The organism is Martinezella lusitana (assembly GCF_016901135.1).
Taxonomy (GTDB): domain Bacteria; phylum Pseudomonadota; class Alphaproteobacteria; order Rhizobiales; family Rhizobiaceae; genus Rhizobium; species Rhizobium lusitanum_D.
Genome location: NZ_JAFEVL010000075.1, coordinates 200,272 through 214,587, shown reverse-complemented (window position 1 = coordinate 214,587; position 14,316 = coordinate 200,272). Strand labels below are relative to the sequence as shown.

Genomic DNA, 14,316 nt, shown 5'->3' with positions numbered 1-14,316 from the left:
TTTTGACCGTTCCGCCGCCACCGGCTATCAGCCTTTAGCTCCCCGCGCGACACCCGAATTCGACTCCGATTCCGGCTTCCGCGCATCAAACGCACATCGGTCCGCCTTCCATGTCCCTCGATAAATTCGCGCCGGCGATCTTCGTCGTTCTCTGGTCCACCGGCTGGATCGTTGCCAAATACGCCTCGCTGCATTCAGGTCCGTTCACCTTCCTGATGATCCGCTACAGCCTGTCGGCGCTTGCCTTCGTGCTGCTCTGTTCGGTTACAGGTGCCCGGTGGCCGCGCGATTGGTCGAGCGTGTTTCGGGCTGTTTATTCCGGCATCTTCCTGCACGGCATCTTCCTGCACGGCATCTATCTCGGCGGCCTCTGGTGGGCGATCGCCGGGGGTGTGCCGGCCGGCATGGCCGGAATCATCGCAGCCCTGCAACCATTGATGACGGCCATGGCGGCGCCGTTTCTCGTCGGCGAGCGCCTGCAGCCTATCCAGCGTCTTGGCCTGCTGCTCGGGTTCGTCGGTATTGCGATCGCCATCTCGCCGAAGCTGCTGACGCCGGAGACGGCCAATCTCTGGCAGTCCGTGGTTCCGCTGGTCGTCAATCTACTGGCCATGGCATCGGTGACCTACGGCACACTTTACCAGAAGCGCTATCTGCAGACCGGCGATCTCCGCACCATCGCAACATTGCAATATGTCGGCGCGTTGATCGTGACCGTGCCGCTGGCCTTCGTGTTCGAGGGCCTGCATTTTGACGGCACGCAGACGGCGATCCTGTCTCTTCTCTGGTCGGTCTTCGGTCTGTCGATGGGCGGGGTCGGCCTGCTGCTTTATCTCATCCGCCGAGGCCAGGTCTCGCGCGCCGCATCGCTGATCTATCTGATGCCGCCGGCAGTCGCCATCGAGGCCGCAATCGCCTTCGGCGAGCCGCTGACGCTGCCGATCATCATCGGTACGGTGGTCGTGGTGATCGGCGTCTATTTGACCAACCGGCGTACAGCGGATGTCGTGCCAGAATAGGGCTCACAGGTTATAGAAAAGGGGGCCGATCGGCCCCCTTTTTATATTCGTTCAGGCGCGTTCGCGGCGCTGGCCGCCGTTGCCGGGGCCTCGGCGCTTCATGCCGCCATTGTTGCGGTCGTTGCGCTGTTCGCCCTGAGCGTTCTGGCCACGATCTTCATGGCGACCCGTGGGGCGGCCATGAGCGTGGCGCGGGCCGCGATGAGCGCCGGCCTCATGGGCTGCGCCATTGGCATTTGCCGGGCCATTGTGCGGCATCTTCTTGGCCGGACGGAAATCGGATGTCGAAGTGAGATCATTGTCCACTTCCGGGCGCGGCGCGCGCTCGTCACGACGTTGGCCGCGGAAGTCGGCATTGCGATTGTTTTCGCGCTGCGGACGACGTTCCTGACGCTCGCCGTTGTGGGCGCGGGCTTCGCCGGCTTCACCCTCGCGATGAGGACGGCGAGCCGGACGTGCGGGACGGCCTTCCGGACGTCCCTGACCGGCACCACCACGACCTTGGCCCGGGGCCTGGCCGCCACGACCGCCTGCGCGGTTGTTGGCGCGAACCGGACGGCCACGGTCGGCCGGAGCCTCGCCGCTGGCAACGGCGATATCGATGCCCATCAGGCGCTCGATGTCGCGCAGCAGGCGGATTTCGTCCGGAGCGCAGAAGGCGATGGCGATGCCGTCGCGGCCGGCACGCGCGGTGCGGCCGATGCGGTGGACGTAGGCATCAGGCACTTCCGGCAGGTCGTAGTTGTAAACATGCGAAACGCCGGGGATGTCGATGCCGCGAGCGGCGACGTCGGTAGCGACGAGAACGCGGACTTCGCCGTCACGGAAGCCCTTCAGGGCACGCTCGCGCTGACCCTGGCTCTTGTTGCCGTGGATGGAGGCGGCGGCAAAGCCGACGTGTTCGAGATGCTTCATCAGCTTCTCGGCACCATGCTTGGTGCGCAGGAAGACCATGGCGCGACCATCCGGATTGGCTGATATCGTTTCCTTGAGGATCTCGGTCTTGTGGTTCTGACCGGAAACGAAGTGGACATACTGCTCAACCTTGTCGGCGGCCTTGCCCGGAGGCGAGACTGCGACCGTGACCGGATTGCTCAGGTAATCGGAAGCGAGATCGGCGATCGCTTTCGGCATGGTGGCCGAAAACAGCATGGTCTGGCGCTTGGCCGGGACCATCTTTGAGATCTTGCGCAGATCGTGAATGAAGCCGAGGTCGAGCATCTGGTCGGCCTCGTCGAGGACGAGGTAGCTGACCTGGCCGAGCGTCAGGGCACGGCGGCTGATGAGGTCGAGCAGGCGGCCGGGGGTGGCGACGAGAATGTCGGTGCCGCGTTCAAGCTGCAGCTGCTGCTTGTTGATCGAGGCGCCGCCGACCACGACGTTGATCCTCAGCGCTGTCTTGCGGACGAAAAGCTTGAGGTTGTCGGCGATCTGGTTCACCAGTTCGCGGGTGGGGGCGAGGATCAGGGTGCGGACGGTGCGGTTGTCGGGGCGCTTTGCGTCCTTCAACAGCATTTCGATGATCGGCAGGCCGAAGGCGGCAGTCTTGCCTGTGCCGGTCTGGGCGAGGCCGATGAGATCGCGGCCCTGGAGAACAAGCGGGATAGCCTGCGCCTGGATTGGCGTCGGCGTCGTGAAGTTGTTCTGCGACAGCGTATCGACGATCTGCTTGGAGAGACCAAGCGAGTTAAAATCGGTCAATTCAGTACCTTTCGGGGCGCCAAAGCAAATTGGCCGGATCGCACCATGCGGTCCGGTCTGTCTCTGGCGTCAAGAACCCCGCGTGAAGTGGGAACTTGTAAGTTGGAAAAAGCTTTCCAGCGCATCTGACCGCCTTGGGTGCGGTCTCGTTATATAAAGCGCTTTTGTCCTTCTCTTGCGTACGTCTAAGTCCCGCAGGGCACGCTCACGCGGCGGCCGGAAGGTGAAAGCTGAGCCGCATTTGGTCTTATTCGCGACCAAAGTCAAGAGGGTGCTGGAAGCTTTCCTTCATGGACATACAAATGCCGCCGGAAATCCGGCGGCATCTTTGGCTCCAGAATTCGGATAGGTGCACTCTTGGCACCGTGGCGTTTCAAGCCTCAGCGGCAGACCTCGACACGGTACGCACGGCCCCAGCCATCGTGACGCCAAGCCCAATAGCAGCTCGGATAGGGGCGCACATAGACCCGTTCATAGGCGGGGCCGTCGTAATAGGCGGGATACTCAGAATAGTAGGCGGGATAGGCCGGGTATGCCGGTCGTACCGCTTCGGCCGCCAGAGCGCCGCCGACGACACCGGCGGCGAGGCCGCCGAAGAATGCGCCGCGATCAGAGGCGCTGGCATTGGTGGTGGTTACGGCGGCGGCGCTGCCGAGCGTCAGCGCGATCAAGCCGGCCGTGGTTAAAGTGCGAAGCAAAGACATCGAAATCCCTTTCCCAAACAAAGGCCTCCCAGCCGAAGCCGAGCTTGACGGTGCGCGGAAAACGGGGCGAAGTCGCGGCTAAAAAGAGAGCCGCGACATTAAATTTTGTTCATGATGAAATAGATAAACCTATTGATTTCCCTTTAGAAATCTGTGGGAACGCCGCCTTCTTGCTTGCGCCTGGCCACAAAGGCATCGAGCTCTTCCTCGATTGCCGGATCAAGCGGGGGACGCTCATAGCGGGCGAGCGTCTCCTTGAAGACGCGGTTGGCATGATCATAGGTTGTCGGCCTCCCGGCTTCGGTCCAGGTCTCATAATTTCGCCAGTCCGAGAGGATCGGGGAATAGAAGGCGGTCTCGTAGCGGGCGAGCGTGTGGGCGGTGCCGAAATAGTGTCCGCCGGGGCCAACGTCGCGCACGGCGTCGAGCGCCAGGGCGTCGCTGCTGACATCCAGCGGCGTCAGGAATTCGGCGACCATCTGCAGCATGTCGACATCGAGGATGAACTTCTCGAAGGAAGCCGTCAGGCCGCCTTCGCTCCAGCCGGCCGCATGCAGCACGAAATTGCCGCCGCCCTGGGTCAAGGCCCAGAGAGACAGCGCCGATTCGTAGGCTGCCTGGGCGTCGAGCGTGTTGGAAGCGTTGGTGTTCGAGGTTCGGTAGGGGATGCCATAGCGGCGAGCGAGCTGGCCGCCGCAGATGACAGCCTTCATGTATTCCGGCGTGCCGAAAGCAGGCGCGCCCGTCTTCATGTCGACGTTCGAGGTGAAGCCGCCATACATGACCGGCGCGCCTTTGCGCACCATCTGGGTGAAGGCGATGCCACAAAGCGCTTCGGCATTCTGCTGCACCAGCGCGCCGGCAATCGTCACCGGCGCCATTGCACCCGCCAAGGTAAACGGCGTGACGACGACCACCTGTCCGCGCGCCGACATCTCGATGATGCCCTGCAGCATCGGGCCGTCGAGGCGCAACGGCGAGGAGGAGTTGATGATGGTGAAGAGCGAGGGCTCGCGCTCCATCTGCTCCATGCTGATGCCGCGGCCGATGCGGGCGATCTCGATCGCATCGAGATTGCGCTGCTTGCCGAGCGAATAGCAGTGGAACGCCTTGTCGGTAAGCTTCACGATATCGGAGAGGCAGTCGAGATGGCGCACCGATGCATGGATATCGATGGGCTCGACCGGATAGCCGCCGGTCATGTGGATGATGTCGTAGGACTGGGCAAGCTTGATCAGCTTGCGGAAATCCTCTTGATTGCCTGCTCTCCTGCCACCTTCGCGATCGGCGACGAAGGGGGCAGAGGCGACCTGCGCGAAGACGAGATTGCGGCCGCCGATCTCGACGTTTCTGAGCGGGTTGCGGGCATGGAGGGTAAAGGTCGAGGGAACGGAGGCGATCAGCTCGAGGATCAGGTTGCGGTCGAAGCGGACGCGCTCCTTGCCTGGCGTGACGTCGGCCCCGGCGGCCTTCATGCGGTCGCGCGCTTCCGGCAGGATGATGTCCATGCCGATCTCTTCGAGGATGGTCAGCGACGCCTCGTGAATGTCGTCCAGGGTTTCAGGCGACAGAAGTTCCGTGCGGGCGAGATTGTTGACGAGATTGAGATACTTCGCGCCGCTCGGCTTGCGGCTGCGTTCGCCGCCGCGCCCGCCTGTCCGTCTTCGCCGTTCGACTGGAGCCGCCGCGGTCTCCGATTCGTTCAGGGTCAGGCTATCTTCGTCGCTCATGATGCTCGCTCCCAGTTGTCCGCCGAAGGATTCTTGGCAGAGTTTAGAGCGCCGTGCCGCCATCGTTTGCGACGAAGGCATGACCGTTATAGGATAGTGCATGGCCTGAACGCGACGTTGCATGCCGGGTTAAACATGGTTAACGGCTTGTTAAAGCGATTTGTGATAGAGCATCGTTTCACGAACTATCATGCGCGGTGAGAAGAGAGGTCCCGTTGAATCTGGACGGTGAACTGCTGGAGATGGCCTGCCGCCGGATCGCCAATCTGGATAGGCCGGCCTATATCAAGAACAGCGAGCTGCGCTACGTTGCCGTCAACGAGGCCTATGCGCGCTTCTTCCAGCGCGATATCTCCGATTTCATCGGCAACCGCAGCCACGATCTGCTCGACGCCGACGAAAGCGCCGACCGGGAGGACAGGGAGCGCCGCGCGCTCGTCTTCAGCTCCGAGGAGACGGCGCTCTGCTTCGATCCTACGGGTCGTCAGCGCGCGCGCATGCAGATCGAAAGCTTTTCACCTTCGGAAGACCGCGTCTATGTGTTCGGCATGTCTGTCGACGCGCCGGCCGCATCCAGCGATATGTCGACTGAGGGGAAAGAGCGTGGGAGCCTCGATGAGGTCGGTTTTTTCCGCACAGTTCTGGAGGATCTGCCGGTTGCGACCTTCGTGCGCGATGCCAATCACCGGCTGATCTATGCCAACGCGGCTCATGCCGCCATCACCGGGCTCGACCGCGAGGAAATGCTTGGCAAGACCGAGCACGAGATGTTCGATGTCGGCGCAGATGACTTCTTTGCCGAAAACGAGGTTGCGCTGAAGGACGGGCGTGGGCACGAATTCGAAAGCGAAATGGTGGATCGGCAGCAGATCAAGCATCCTGTCAAGATCCACGTCAACCGCGCTGTAACGTCCGATGGCGGCCACTATGCCGTTGGCTCCATAACCGATACGTCGACGCTGAAGCAGCGGGAAACGCAATTGATGGAGGCGCAAGCCCACGCCGAGGCGCTGCATCAGGATCTCGACAATACTCTCCGTTCGATGCCGATCGGGGTTTTGATCCATAACAGCGACTACATCGTCGAATACGTCAACGATGCCTGGTACGACATTTGGGGGTTCTGCAAGGACGAGCGTTTCGAAGGCCGGCCTTATCGCGATCTTATCGCCAAGCACTTCGAACTCGAGCGCTTCGGCTCGGACTGCCGTAGCGTCGACGATATCTATGAGGCGCGCCTGGCCGCGCTGCGCAAGGCAGGGCCGCATCTGCAGACGGAAGTGAATTTTGCCGACGGCAAGTCCGTCATCATCGATGCACGCCGTATTTCGAATGGCCGGACGTTGGTGTCCTACACGGATATTTCCTCCGTGCGACAGCAATCCCAAGAGATCACCGAAACCCGCCTGGCGCTGGAACACCTTGGCGAGCTGATGGCCGACGCGATGCAGGCCATGTGTCAGGGGCTTCTGATCGTGCAGGACGGCGTGATCATGCTGGCAAACGAGACGCTGAAGGTCATGCTGAAGCTGCCTGCGGAAAGCCTGGAGGTCGGCAGCAATTGGTCGATCGCTTTCGATTATTGCGCTGGACGGGGCGATTTCGGCGACGATCCGGAGACCGTGCGCCAGCGCTGGGGCGAGAGCATCGCTGCAGGCAAGCCGATCTCCGCCGTGTTCCAGGTCGTCGGCGAGCGGTGGATGCAGCTTGATGCCGCGGTCGGCGAGCATCGCCGTTGGATCGTGGTGCTGACGGATGTCACCGAAATGAAGGAGCGCGAAGCGGATCTGCAGCTTCTGCTGGCCCGCAGCAATGCCGCGGATCGTGCGAAGTCCGAATTCCTGACGAACATGAGTCATGAAATCCGCACGCCGATGAACGGAGTTCTCGGCATGGCGGAATTGCTTGGCAAGACCGATCTCGATGCCCGGCAGAAGACGTTTGTCGATATCATCGTCAAGTCAGGTACCGCGCTTCTGACCATTATCAACGATATTCTCGACTTCTCGAAGATCGACACCGGTGAAATGCATCTGCGCAAGGTGGCATTCGATCCGATGGAGGCGGTCGAGGATGTTGCGACGCTGATGGCTGCCGCTGCGGCGGAGAAGCATATCGAATTGCTGGTGCGCGCAGCACCCGGCGTGCCTGCCGCGATGCTGGGCGATGCCGGGCGCTTCCGCCAGATCGTCACCAACCTCGTCGGCAACGCGATCAAATTTACCGAGCGCGGCCATGTGTTGGTCGAACTGGATAGCCAGTCGGCCTCTGGAAGCGACTTGCTGCTGACGCTGCGCGTCGAGGACACGGGCATCGGCATTCCCGATGAAAAGCTCGATACCATTTTCGAGAAGTTCTCGCTGGCGGATTCATCCTTCGCGCGCCGTCTCGAGGGCTCCGGCCTCGGTCTCTCGATCACGGCCGGTCTGGTCGATCTTTTCGGCGGTTCGCTCTCGATCGAAAGCGAATGGGGCAAGGGATCGGTCTTCACTGTCGATCTGCCTATGCCGCTGGTTGCCGAGCGCGGCAAGTCTCCGGATCTGCCGGCCAACGTCAAGGGCGCCGGCATCCTGGTCGTGGAAGACAATGAGATCCATCGGCGCATATTGACCGGGCAATTGGCACAATGGGGGTTCGACGGCTATGCGGCCGAGGACGGTCAGACCGCGCTCGCCATTCTGGATGCCGCTTTCGACATGGGTGTGCCGGTCGATGCCCTGATCATCGATTACAGCATGCCCGGCATGAACGGCTATCAGGTCGCGCGCGCCATCCGCGCTGATTCCCGCTTCGACGCGGTGCCCGTGATGTTTCTCACATCGATGGGTGTTGTCGGTTACGACAAGGAGTTCACGGCCGTCAACGGCCAGGCGCATCTGATGAAGCCGGTGCGCGCCAATGTGTTGCGCAGCACGATTATCGATGTCGTGCGCACATCGCGCCGGCGGAAGACCAACGGCCAGACAAGCGCCGTTGTCAGGTCATCGCCGCTGGAGGCTGAAGCCGCTGTCGCGATCGAGGCCACCGAACAGATGGCCTCGCAAAAACCCGGGAATGCCATCGATGTTCTCGTCGCCGAGGACAACGAGGTGAACCAGATCGTGTTCACGCAAATTCTGCAGGCCACGGGCCTCCGCTTCCTCGTCGTCGAGAACGGTCAGGCGGCTGTGGACGCATGGCGCCAGTTGCGGCCGTCGCTGATCCTGATGGACGTCACCATGCCGGTCATGAACGGCCATCAGGCGACGCGAATGATCCGGCAGGTCGAGGCGCAAGTCGGGCAGGGTTGGCACGTGCCCATCATCGGGGTCATGGCGCATGCGCTGGATGTGGATCGCGTGATGTGCATGGAAGCGGGCATGGACGACTGCCTGTCGAAACCGATCAGCCCCGAGCTTCTCGAGGCCAAGATGCAGCGTTGGCTTGGCGATGCGGCTCTTCAGGCCGATCGCTCCAACAGCTAGGCCGGTTTGACGCCACAGAGCATTTCCCGCTTGCCGGCAAAGCCCTGTCGTCGCTCCACGACGAAACCCGCCGCCTGCAGATTGCGGCGTACGAAGCCGGCGGCCGCGTAGGTGGCGAAAGTGCCGCTCGCAGCCGTCTTGCCATAGAGCTCCTGCATGAGTTCCGGCGACCACATGTCGGCGTTGCGCGATGGCGCGAAACCGTCGAGATACCAGGCATCGAAGCCTGGCTGCGCGTTGCGCACGCCTTCGAGCGCCGGACCGCAGAGGACGGTCAGACGCGTGTGGGCGTCGAGCCTCAGAGACACCACGTCTTGCGGATCGCTTGGCCAGGCGGCGACGAGGGCCTGGCGTTCGCTGTCGATCTCAGGCCAATGCGACAGGGCGCGATCGATCTCCTCAGCCCGCATCGGGTAAAGCTCGAAGGACATGAAATGCAGTTCGGAGCCCGGTGTCGCCTGCTGGCGCCATTGACGCCATGTCTCGCAGAAATTCAGGCCGGTGCCGAAGCCCAGCTCACCGATGAGGAAGTTCCGTGCGTGCTGCCAGCGGGCCGGCAAGCCGTTGCCGGCAAGGAAGACATGGCCGCATTCCAGCCGACCGTCGGTCTGGCAATAAAAATGGTCGCCAAAAGCCGTCGAATAGGGCATATCGCCGTCGCGCCATTCGAGCTCCGGGCTTGCCGTATTGGTTTCGGACGCCTGCGTCCGATCGGAAACTGGATCTGTCATGGAAAAAGCCGATAATCCCCCAAGACCCGCCGGTCAATCATCCGTCGATCTGTTGATCGTCGGCGGCGGCATTATGGGCCTGTGGGCTGCTGTTCATGCCGAACGCCTCGGCATACAGGCACTGCTTGTCGATGCCGGTCGCTTCGGGCAGGGGGCAAGCGGCGGCCTCCTCGGCACGCTGATGCCGCATATGCCGGACAAATGGTCCGAGAAGAAGCAGTTTCAGTTCGATGCGCTCCTGTCCCTGGGAGAGGAAGTTGCGGTGCTGGAGGCGGCGACCGGGCTTTCTGCCGGTTACCGCCGGGCCGGTCGTCTGATCCCGCTGCCGAAGCCGCATTTGCGAGAGATCGCGCGCGGTCATTCGCGGGATGCCGAAACGCATTGGCGTCAGAATGAGCGTGAGTTTCACTGGCATGTGCTCGACGCTGCGCCCGTCGCGGGTTGGATCGATCCGTCGGCTGGCGGAAGCGGTTTCGTCTTCGATACGCTCGCAGCCCGTGTTGCCCCGCGCGCTTTGCTGAAAGTGCTCGTGAACTTTCTTGCCGGGGCCAAGCATGTGCGGCTGGTGGAAGGCCTAAGCATCGACGGCATCGATCCGGATAGGGGCGTCGCGGCCACAAGCGAGGGCGATATACGCTTCGGCCGTTGTATCCTTTCGGCCGGCCATCATTCCTTCCCGATACTGGACGGGCTGACGCATGGTCGCCAATCCGCTCTAGGTCAGCCGGTGAAGGGTCAGGCCGCCTTGCTGAAGGCAAATGTCGACGGCGGCCTTCCAGTGATCTTTCGCGACGGTCTTTATATCGTTCCGCATGAGGGCGGACTGGTCGCTGTGGGAAGCACCAGCGAGAACCGCTTCGACGACCCGCTATCGACGGACGGCCAATTGGATGACCTGCTGGCCGCAGCCCGCATCATGGCACCGATTCTGGCGAATGCGGAAGTCGTCGAACGTTGGGCGGGCTTGCGGCCGAAGGCGGTTGATCGTGACCCGATGGTGGGCGCGCATCCCGACCATCCGTCCCTGATCGCCTTGACCGGCGGCTTCAAGGTCAGTTTCGGACTGGCACACCGGCTGGCCGAGGCGGCGGTGCGGGAGGCGGCGGATATCGCCTGTTGCTTCAAGTTGCCGCAGACATTCACGTTAGCGAGCCATATTGCCGTCGTATCACGCAAAACGTGAATATACGCCCCTCCAGGTCGTCAATCTGTCACGCAAATCACCTATCTCCTTGGCCGTTAGCATCCGGCTGGGGTCAGCCGGTTTATCGCGCCCTGGAGGAGATTTTATGCGCTACGCCATTTGCTTCACGCCGTCTGCGAGCGATCCGCTGACGCTCGTGGCCGCAAATTGGCTCGGCCGCAACGTCTATTCCGGCGAGATGGTCGACCCGCCTGCCATTCGCGGGCTTGGCATCCACGAGATTGCTTTCTACACCGCCGTTCCCCGCCGCTATGGTTTCATGGGCCTGCTGAAGGCGCCTTTCCGCCTCGCGGACGATATGTCCGAGGCGGCGTTGCTGCGCGAGCTCATGCGGTTTTCCGGCACGGTCGCACCGTTCGAGATCCCGAAGCTCGAGGTCGCGCGGCTTGGCGGCGCGCTGGGCCTGGTTCCTTCCGCGCCCAGCCAGCAGATGCATTTTCTGGCGGCGTCCCTGGTTCAGGCCTTCGATCACTATCGCGCGCCATTGACCGAAGCCGAGATCGAACGCATCGATCCGGACGGTCTTTCGGCGACGCAATTTGCCAACCTGCACCGTTGGGGCCATCCGCATGTGATGGATGAGTTCCGCTTTCAGATGATGCTGACCGGCACTGTCAGCCCCAGCGACATCCAACGCATAGAACGGGTATTGCGCGACTTTTTCGAGCCGGTGCTCGCCGCGCCGATTCCCGTATGCAATATTGCCTTGATGATGGAGGACGGTTCCGGCGGTCCTTTCAGGGTGCATTCCCTGCATCCGATGGGCAAGGTCAGCGCTCGCAAGATCGCCTAAGGCACCAGGCATTGTTCGCGGTTCAGGCAATGGACTGACGCATCGGCTCCAAGGCGCATTGTTTGCCTGCCAGCGACTTGCGATTGAAAGGAAAGTGATTTTTGCACTTTCCGTCTCGACTTTCCCTGCATGGATGCTACCGTTCTGCGTGTTCGAGAAGGTGCTTCAATGTCCGAAAACTATTCCCGCAATCTCATCGGCTATGGCCGCAACACGCCGGATCCGAAATGGCCCGGCGATGCTCGCGTCGCGGTGCAATTCGTGATCAATTACGAAGAGGGCGGGGAGAGCTGCATTCTCGACGGCGATCCGGCTTCGGAAAACCTGCTGTCCGAGATCGTCGGCGCTGCGGCCTGGCCGAACCAGCGCAACCTCAACATGGAATCGATCTATGAATATGGCGCGCGCGCCGGCTTTTGGCGGCTGTGGCGTATGTTCACCGAACTCAAGGTCCAGGCGACGGTCTATGGCGTGACGCTTGCCATGGCGCGCAATCCCGAAGCGGTTGCCGCCATGAAGGAAGCCGGATGGGAGATTGCCAGCCACGGCTACCGCTGGCTGGAATACAAGGATTTTTCCGAGGATCTGGAGCGCAAGCACATTCTTGAGGCGGTGCGGCTGCACACCGAGGTCACCGGCGAGCGGCCTTACGGCATGTATCAGGGCAAGCCATCCGACAATACGCTAAGGCTTGTCATGGAGGAGGGCGGCTTTCTCTATTCCTCGGATTCCTATGCCGACGATCTACCCTATTGGGTCGATGGCCTGAACGGCAAGCCGTTCCTGATCATTCCCTACACGCTCGAAACCAACGACATGCGCTTTGCCACCCCGCAAGGCTTCAATTCCGGCGACCAGTTCTTCACCTATCTAAAGGATGCGTTCGACACGCTTTACGAAGAAGGCAAGCAGGGCAGCCCGAAGATGATGTCGGTCGGCCTGCATTGCCGTCTCGTCGGCCGCCCCGGTCGCGCCGCCGCGCTGCGGCGGTTCATCGAATACGTGCTGAAGCACGACAAGGTCTGGATGCCCCGGCGTATCGAGATCGCGAACCACTGGTACGAGCAGCATCTCCCCGGGGGCGAGCGCTGACATGATATCGCGCGACGAATTCGTGAGCCGCTTCGGCGGCGTCTTCGAGCATTCTCCCTTCATCGCCGAGCGCGCTTATGACACCGATGCCATCGTCGAGCCGTTGACCTCCGGCGGCGTGCATGGTGCTTTGACGAAGATTTTCCGTGCGGCGAGCACCGACGAGCGGCTTGGTGTCCTGCGAGCTCACCCCGATCTGGCCGGCCGGCTGGCAATTGCCGGCGAGCTGACCGAGGATAGCCGCAAGGAGCAGGCAGGCGCAGGGCTCGACCGGCTGAGCCCGGTAGAGCATGCCCGCTTCACGGAGCTCAATGCGACTTACGTGACCAAGTTCGGCTTTCCCTTTATTATTGCCGTCAAGGGTCTCGGCAAGGACGATATCCTTGCTGCCTTTGAGACGCGGATCGGCAATGACCGGGACGTGGAATTTGCGACCGCAACGGCGCAGGTGGAGAAGATCTCCTTGCTGCGTCTGCAATCCATGTTGCCGGAGAGCTGATGTGCGGTTGGTGCCGTCATCTTGCCCACGCCCATATTGGCGCAGGTTTTTAGGGCGGAAGCGCGAGCTATTTTCTACCCCGCCCATCGCTTAGTCTTTGGCCAAAGGGGATGCCTTGTTGAGGCCATCGAAAGCATTGGATAGAAATGGGCATGAGTTCGGATCGGCTTATTACTCATCTTGATCGCATGCAGCGGGCTGCGTCCGAAATAGGTCAATTTCTTCAGGGAATTGATCGAGACGCCTTTTTCAATGACCTTGAGAAGCAGCGAGCGATCGGTATGAATCTCATCATGCTGGGCGAAGCGGCCGCGCGTTTATCGGAGGAGTATCCCGAGTTTATCGTTGACCATCCAGATCTGCCTTGGCATGCGCTAGGCGACTTTAGGAATCGAATTGCGCAAGGCTATTTCGACATCGAGCTAACGACCCTTTGGGATACCGCGCAAACATCCGTTCCGGGGCTGCTCTCACAACTGGACACCATTCGCCATTGGCGGGCGGAAGGCGAATAATCATAGAATGACACAGCATCTAGACATCAACCCTTTGACCAAGGCGGCATTTGCGCCATTCGGCGACGTGATCGAGGCCGATCCGGCGACCATGCGCTTCATCAACGGCGGCACGACGGAGCGCTTCCATGCGCTTTCCAGTGCCGAGGCCATCGGCGACGGGGCGCGAGTGATCCTGAATATCTTTCGCGGTCAGCCGCGCGCCTTTCCTCACGCGATCGAGATGATGGAGCGCCATCCCTTCGGCAGCCAGGCTTTTGTACCACTCAACCGCCGTCCGTTTCTGGTGGTCGTTGCGCAAGATGAGGGCGGCAAGCCGGGCAAGCCGCAGGTCTTCCTGGCGCGTGGCGATCAGGGCGTGAACTATCGCGCCAATGTCTGGCACTATCCGTTAATGGCGCTGGGTGAGCCGAGCGATTTCCTTGTCGTCGATCGCGATGGTCCTGGAACCAATCTGGTCGAATTCTTCTTCGAAACCCCCTTCATCATCGGAGCGCCGACGCTATGACCGGACTGACGACCCATGTGCTCGATACCGCCCTCGGCAGGCCGGCCGAAGGCTTGGTCATCGATCTTTTCAGGATCGAGGGGGATGTTCGCACGCATCTGAAAACGGTGACGACCAATGCGGACGGGCGCGTTGACGGCGGGCCTATCCTGATCGGCGACAGCTTTGTCGTCGGCACCTACGAATTGCTTTTCCGGGCAGGCGATTATCTGCGCGCCAGCGGCGCGAAGCTGCCTGATCCGGCCTTCCTCGATCTCGTGCCGATCCGTTTCGGTATTGCCGACACCACGGCGCATTATCATGTGCCGCTGCTGATCTCGCCTTACGGCTATTCCACCTATCGCGGGAGCTGAGAC

The 14,316-nt window shown here is 61.4% G+C and carries 12 protein-coding genes and 1 pseudogene; 9 read left to right on the top strand and 4 right to left on the bottom strand.

Annotation, left to right across the window (positions count from 1 at the left end):
• Positions 1-110: 110 nt before the first annotated feature.
• Positions 111-1,019, top strand: a complete 909-nt coding sequence (locus JTP94_RS32730; protein WP_204854511.1) for a DMT family transporter — start codon at positions 111-113, stop codon at positions 1,017-1,019.
• A gap of 51 nt (positions 1,020-1,070) precedes the next feature.
• Here JTP94_RS32730 and JTP94_RS32725 read toward each other — a convergent pair.
• The 3 genes and pseudogenes from JTP94_RS32725 to JTP94_RS32715 all read right to left on the bottom strand — a co-directional run bounded on the left by JTP94_RS32725 (position 1,071) and on the right by JTP94_RS32715 (position 5,154).
• Positions 1,071-2,767: pseudogene (locus JTP94_RS32725) on the bottom strand (DEAD/DEAH box helicase).
• A gap of 333 nt (positions 2,768-3,100) precedes the next feature.
• Positions 3,101-3,424, bottom strand: a complete 324-nt coding sequence (locus JTP94_RS32720; RefSeq protein ID WP_204854509.1) for a hypothetical protein — start codon at positions 3,422-3,424, stop codon at positions 3,101-3,103.
• Positions 3,425-3,567: 143 nt separating this feature from the next.
• Positions 3,568-5,154 carry a trimethylamine methyltransferase family protein gene (locus tag JTP94_RS32715; RefSeq protein ID WP_204854508.1) on the bottom strand — a complete coding sequence of 529 codons (1,587 nt, stop codon included), beginning with the start codon at positions 5,152-5,154 and terminating at the stop codon, positions 3,568-3,570.
• Positions 5,155-5,369: 215 nt separating this feature from the next.
• Here JTP94_RS32715 and JTP94_RS32710 point away from each other — a divergent pair, with 215 nt between their 5' ends.
• Positions 5,370-8,618 (top strand): response regulator, encoded by a 3,249-nt coding sequence (locus JTP94_RS32710; protein ID WP_204854507.1) that lies wholly within the window; start codon positions 5,370-5,372, stop codon positions 8,616-8,618.
• On the opposite strand, the gene mnmD is transcribed toward JTP94_RS32710, so the two are convergent.
• Positions 8,615-9,349, bottom strand: a complete 735-nt coding sequence (gene mnmD / locus JTP94_RS32705) for a tRNA (5-methylaminomethyl-2-thiouridine)(34)-methyltransferase MnmD (protein ID WP_204854506.1) — start codon at positions 9,347-9,349, stop codon at positions 8,615-8,617. The genes JTP94_RS32710 and mnmD overlap by 4 nt on opposite strands.
• Between mnmD and JTP94_RS32700 the strand changes: the two genes are divergently transcribed.
• The 7 genes from JTP94_RS32700 to uraH all read left to right on the top strand — a co-directional run bounded on the left by JTP94_RS32700 (position 9,348) and on the right by uraH (position 14,313).
• Positions 9,348-10,532, top strand: a complete 1,185-nt coding sequence (locus tag JTP94_RS32700) for an FAD-binding oxidoreductase (RefSeq protein WP_204854505.1) — start codon at positions 9,348-9,350, stop codon at positions 10,530-10,532. The genes mnmD and JTP94_RS32700 overlap by 2 nt on opposite strands.
• Before the next feature lie 106 nt (positions 10,533-10,638).
• Entirely contained in the window at positions 10,639-11,346 is a 708-nt protein-coding gene (locus tag JTP94_RS32695; RefSeq protein ID WP_204854504.1) for a DUF1045 domain-containing protein, read from the top strand.
• Positions 11,347-11,514: 168 nt separating this feature from the next.
• Entirely contained in the window at positions 11,515-12,438 is a 924-nt protein-coding gene (gene puuE / locus JTP94_RS32690; protein WP_204854503.1) for an allantoinase PuuE, read from the top strand.
• A gap of 1 nt (position 12,439) precedes the next feature.
• Positions 12,440-12,937: a 2-oxo-4-hydroxy-4-carboxy-5-ureidoimidazoline decarboxylase gene (uraD, locus tag JTP94_RS32685; protein ID WP_204854502.1), complete on the top strand. Its 498-nt coding sequence runs from the start codon at positions 12,440-12,442 to the stop codon at positions 12,935-12,937.
• A 152-nt stretch (positions 12,938-13,089) separates the two neighbouring features.
• Positions 13,090-13,452, top strand: a complete 363-nt coding sequence (locus JTP94_RS32680) for a DUF86 domain-containing protein (RefSeq protein ID WP_204854501.1) — start codon at positions 13,090-13,092, stop codon at positions 13,450-13,452.
• Positions 13,453-13,459: 7 nt separating this feature from the next.
• Positions 13,460-13,960 (top strand): ureidoglycolate lyase, encoded by a 501-nt coding sequence (locus JTP94_RS32675; protein ID WP_204854500.1) that lies wholly within the window; start codon positions 13,460-13,462, stop codon positions 13,958-13,960.
• A complete protein-coding gene (gene uraH, locus JTP94_RS32670) occupies positions 13,957-14,313 on the top strand; it encodes a hydroxyisourate hydrolase (RefSeq protein ID WP_204854499.1) in 357 nt (118 codons plus the stop codon). The genes JTP94_RS32675 and uraH overlap by 4 nt, the downstream gene beginning before the upstream one ends.
• Positions 14,314-14,316: the final 3 nt, after the last annotated feature.

Excerpts from the sequence above, each read along its gene's own strand:
- JTP94_RS32675 (WP_204854500.1), top strand. The coding sequence starts at position 13,460 with ATGACACAGCATCTAGACATCAACCCTTTGACCAAGGCGGCATTTGCG.
- JTP94_RS32715 (WP_204854508.1), bottom strand. The coding sequence starts at position 5,154 with ATGAGCGACGAAGATAGCCTGACCCTGAACGAATCGGAGACCGCGGCG.
- JTP94_RS32680 (WP_204854501.1), top strand. The coding sequence starts at position 13,090 with ATGAGTTCGGATCGGCTTATTACTCATCTTGATCGCATGCAGCGGGCT.
- JTP94_RS32695 (WP_204854504.1), top strand. The coding sequence starts at position 10,639 with ATGCGCTACGCCATTTGCTTCACGCCGTCTGCGAGCGATCCGCTGACG.
- JTP94_RS32700 (WP_204854505.1), top strand. The coding sequence starts at position 9,348 with ATGGAAAAAGCCGATAATCCCCCAAGACCCGCCGGTCAATCATCCGTC.
- JTP94_RS32720 (WP_204854509.1), bottom strand. The coding sequence starts at position 3,424 with ATGTCTTTGCTTCGCACTTTAACCACGGCCGGCTTGATCGCGCTGACG.
- mnmD (WP_204854506.1), bottom strand. The coding sequence starts at position 9,349 with ATGACAGATCCAGTTTCCGATCGGACGCAGGCGTCCGAAACCAATACG.
- uraH (WP_204854499.1), top strand. The coding sequence starts at position 13,957 with ATGACCGGACTGACGACCCATGTGCTCGATACCGCCCTCGGCAGGCCG.
- puuE (WP_204854503.1), top strand. The coding sequence starts at position 11,515 with ATGTCCGAAAACTATTCCCGCAATCTCATCGGCTATGGCCGCAACACG.
- uraD (WP_204854502.1), top strand. The coding sequence starts at position 12,440 with ATGATATCGCGCGACGAATTCGTGAGCCGCTTCGGCGGCGTCTTCGAG.
- JTP94_RS32730 (WP_204854511.1), top strand. The coding sequence starts at position 111 with ATGTCCCTCGATAAATTCGCGCCGGCGATCTTCGTCGTTCTCTGGTCC.